A 3,383-nucleotide genomic window follows, 5' to 3' on the forward strand; every position below is an offset into this window, starting at 1 on the left:
GCGGTGGATCAGTCAATACATCTGGTGACTGACACTCCGCATTCGCGAGCAAGCCCGCTCCCACATTTTGATCTGCGTTGTTGCGTCTACCGTGCTCGCAGCCGCCCCGGCGCCTCACCGTAGGTTTCCTTGAATTTCTTGCTGAACGCCGCCTGGGATTGATACCCCGCCTGAGCGGCAATATCCGTCAGGCTCAGCCGCGACTGATGCAGCAGGTTGAACGCCAGCTCCATGCGCAACTGCGTCAGCAACACCCACGGCGACACGCCCGCCACTTTGACAAACCCACGCATGAACGTCGCCCTGGACATCGACGCGGCGCTGGCCAGGCTGTCGATGGTCCACTCATGCCCAGGATCCGCCAGCATCGCCTGCCAGGCCTTGCCCAGGCGTTTGTCGGTCAACAAGGCAAAGGTGCCCGCCACCGGCGCTTGCTGCGTCAGCCATGCCCGCAGGATCAGGGTGAACAACGCCGACGACAGCGCATCAATGAAAAACCGCGCCCCCAGCCGCTGCCCGTCCGCCTCGCTGCGCAGCAGTGCGATCAATGCCGCCAGCTGCCCATCGGCCTGCCATTGCCGGCTGGACACCACCAGGTAGTCCGGCAACGCACTGAACAGCAACGACTGGCGGTTGTAGCGAAAGCTGCCGCAGAGCATGTCCACGTCCGGCTGCTCACCGCCCAGGCGATGGATCGTCAGCAAGCCGCCTTCGATCACGGTCTGCGCCACCGGCTTTACCCGCGCGCCCTGGCTGCGCACCAGGTGCGTCGCGCCACCGGGCATCAACAGGATGTCGCCCTCCTCCAACGTCACCTGCTGCCCGCCGGACAATTCGGCGCGGCAGGTGCCCGCCAGCACAATGTGGTACGGCGCCACGCCCAGCGGCTCGGGCTCGTGGTCCATGGCCCAGGCGCCCTGGAACTGGCAACGCAGGTCTAGGCTGCCCCGCAGGTTGGCCAACGCGATGAGGGTGTCGATGGAGTTCATTTGCGAGCATCGGTCAAAAAGGTGAGTGGATCGAACAAAAGCGCCAAACCTGAACCGCGCACACTGGCTTCACACCCAACCCGTTCAGGAGTTAACACGATGTTCAATAACTGGTCCGACTTGCTGCCTACCGTGAAGAAAGCCTTTGGCGCGCTGGGCAAGAGCAACCCGAAGATGGTCAAAGCCTACATGGCGCTGGGGGAAGCAGCCGAGGAAAATGACGTCCTGGATGCCAAGACCCGCGAGCTGATTTCCATCGCCGTGGCCATCACCACCCGCTGTGACGGCTGTATCGGCGTGCATGCCGACGCGGCAATCAAGGCCGGCGCCACCCGCGAAGAAGTGGCCGCGACCCTGGCCACCGCAATCTCGCTGAATGCCGGCGCGGCGTATATCTACTCGCTGCGCGCCCTGGAAGCCTATGACACGCTCAAACCGGCGCCGCAAAATTAAGCCGGAATTGTTGCGGCGTCACGCCCAGCCGGCGATTGAACACACTGCGCATGTGCTGGGCATCGCGAAAGCCGCATTGATACGCCACGGTCTTGAGCGGTGCGTGGGTGCTTTCGAGCATCACCCGCGCCGCATCCACCCGCGCCCGCTCGACGAACTCCGCCGGAGTGATCTGCGCTTCCCGGGCAAATACCCGCGAGAAGTTGCGCGCGCTCATGTTGGCGGCTTTGGCCAGGTCGGCGATGGTCAGGTCGCCCGTCAGGTTGGCCAATACATACAGCTGCACCAGCGCCACCGCCGAGGTGGCTTGCGCGTGGGGTGTCAGGAACGGGCTGAACTGCGACTGCCCGCCGGAACGCTGGGTGAACACCACCAGGCGCTTGGCCACGCTGAGGGCGACTTCCGGGCCGTGGTCCTGGGCCAGCAGGTACAGCGACAGGTCGATGCCCGCCGTCACCCCGGCCGAGGTGTAGAGGTTGCCGTCCTGCACATAGAGGCGGTCGGCTTCGACCTGGGCCGATGGGCACAAGCTGGCCAGATCGGCAGCGTCGCCCCAGTGGGTGGTGACGGTGCGCCCGTCCAGCAACCCGGCGCGGGCGAGCATGAAGGCACCGTTGCAGATGGAGCCGAAGCGCTTCGCCCGCGCGCTTGCGTCCCGCAGCCATTGATTGAACACCGGGCCAAAATCCTCGAAGGGCAGCTGCGGCCCGCCGGCCATCAACAGCAAGTCGTAAGGCTCGAGGGCCTCGCTGAAATGCCGGTGTGCCTGCAACGACAAGCCGTTAGAACAGGCCATGTTGCCGTGCCCCAGGCCAATCACCTCCAGCTGGTAATGCGCCTCGGGCGGCAGAAAACGGTTGGCCTCGCAGAACACATCCAGGGGCCCGGTCACGTCCAGTGACTGGACGCCGGGGAAGATCAGGATGGCGACGGTTTTGCCCATGGATAGAAACACCTTTTTCCAACTGAATAAATGCAAAACCCCTGTGGGAGCTGGCTTGCCTGCGATACAGGCGACGCGGTCCATCAGGTATACCGAGGTGATGCTATCGCAGGCAAGCCAGCTCCTACATTTGATCGCGCATAGCCTTGGCGCGATATCGCGGCACATTGGCCGGGATCGCATCCTCGCCGCGATGGCCCCTTCGCGGGCGCGCGACCAGACTGGACTCATCGGCGCCAACCCCGGCGCTTTCTTGAGGAGAACGACCATGAGCACCACCATCGCCGGCATCAAGATCCCGGACAGCGCCCTGGCCAAGGCCACCACCGAATACATCCGCGACATCGAATCCGACCTGCTCTACCACCACTCCCGCCGGGTGTTCCTGTTCGGCGCATTGAGCGGCGAGCGCCAGCAGTTGGCCTATAACCCGGAGTTGCTGTACGTCGGCGCGATGTTCCACGACCTGGGCCTGGTGGAAGGTCACCGCAGTGACGACGAACGCTTTGAAGTGGACGGCGCCAACGCGGCGGCGGACTTTCTCAAGCCTTACGGGTTGAGCGATGACGACATCGAACAGGTGTGGTTGTCCATCGCCCTGCACACCACACCGGGGGTGCCCAAGCACTTGCGTCCAACCGTGGCGCTGGTGACCGCGGGCGTGGAAATGGATGTGCTGGGAATGGAGTACGCGGCGTTTACCAGCGTGCAGCGCGAAGCGGTGGTGCATGCGCATCCACGGGGTGAAGGGTTCAAGGAGTGCATCATCTGCGCGTTTGCCGACGGCCTGCGCCATCGCCCGCAGACCACGTTTGGCAACGTGAAGACCGATGTGCTGGTGGATCAGGAGCCGGGGTTCAAGCCGATGAATTTCGTCGAGGTGATTCGCAAGTCGCCTTGGACTGCTTAACCCGAATTGGAATGCAATCAAAATGTGGGAGCGGGCTTGCTCGCGAAGGCAGTGGATCAGTCAATACATCCGGTGACTGACACTGCGC

The 3,383-nt window shown here is 63.5% G+C and carries 4 protein-coding genes; 2 read left to right on the plus strand and 2 right to left on the minus strand.

The features are described 5' to 3' along the window. Positions 1-86: 86 nt before the first annotated feature. On the minus strand, positions 87-989 hold the full coding sequence (locus tag ACW9I6_RS31555; protein ID WP_457340214.1) for an AraC family transcriptional regulator: 903 nt from the start codon (positions 987-989) through the stop codon (positions 87-89). 99 nt (positions 990-1,088) lie between these two features. On the opposite strand from ACW9I6_RS31555, the gene ACW9I6_RS31560 reads away from it, so the two are divergent. After that, positions 1,089-1,442: a carboxymuconolactone decarboxylase family protein gene (locus ACW9I6_RS31560; RefSeq protein WP_008438910.1), complete on the plus strand. Its 354-nt coding sequence runs from the start codon at positions 1,089-1,091 to the stop codon at positions 1,440-1,442. Here the strand turns inward: ACW9I6_RS31560 and ACW9I6_RS31565 are convergent. Further along, positions 1,420-2,385, minus strand: a complete 966-nt coding sequence (locus ACW9I6_RS31565; protein ID WP_177009079.1) for a GlxA family transcriptional regulator — start codon at positions 2,383-2,385, stop codon at positions 1,420-1,422. The two genes, ACW9I6_RS31560 and ACW9I6_RS31565, sit on opposite strands and share 23 nt — an antisense overlap. A 268-nt stretch (positions 2,386-2,653) precedes the next feature. On the opposite strand from ACW9I6_RS31565, the gene ACW9I6_RS31570 reads away from it, so the two are divergent. Next, a complete protein-coding gene (locus ACW9I6_RS31570; RefSeq protein ID WP_003213877.1) occupies positions 2,654-3,295 on the plus strand; it encodes an HD domain-containing protein in 642 nt (213 codons plus the stop codon). The last annotated feature ends 88 nt before the right edge of the window (positions 3,296-3,383 follow it).

It is taken from the genome of Pseudomonas sp. SDO5522_S412 (assembly GCF_054071215.1).

Excerpts from the sequence above, each read along its gene's own strand:
- ACW9I6_RS31555 (WP_457340214.1), bottom strand. The coding sequence starts at position 989 with ATGAACTCCATCGACACCCTCATCGCGTTGGCCAACCTGCGGGGCAGC.
- ACW9I6_RS31560 (WP_008438910.1), top strand. The coding sequence starts at position 1,089 with ATGTTCAATAACTGGTCCGACTTGCTGCCTACCGTGAAGAAAGCCTTT.
- ACW9I6_RS31570 (WP_003213877.1), top strand. The coding sequence starts at position 2,654 with ATGAGCACCACCATCGCCGGCATCAAGATCCCGGACAGCGCCCTGGCC.
- ACW9I6_RS31565 (WP_177009079.1), bottom strand. The coding sequence starts at position 2,385 with ATGGGCAAAACCGTCGCCATCCTGATCTTCCCCGGCGTCCAGTCACTG.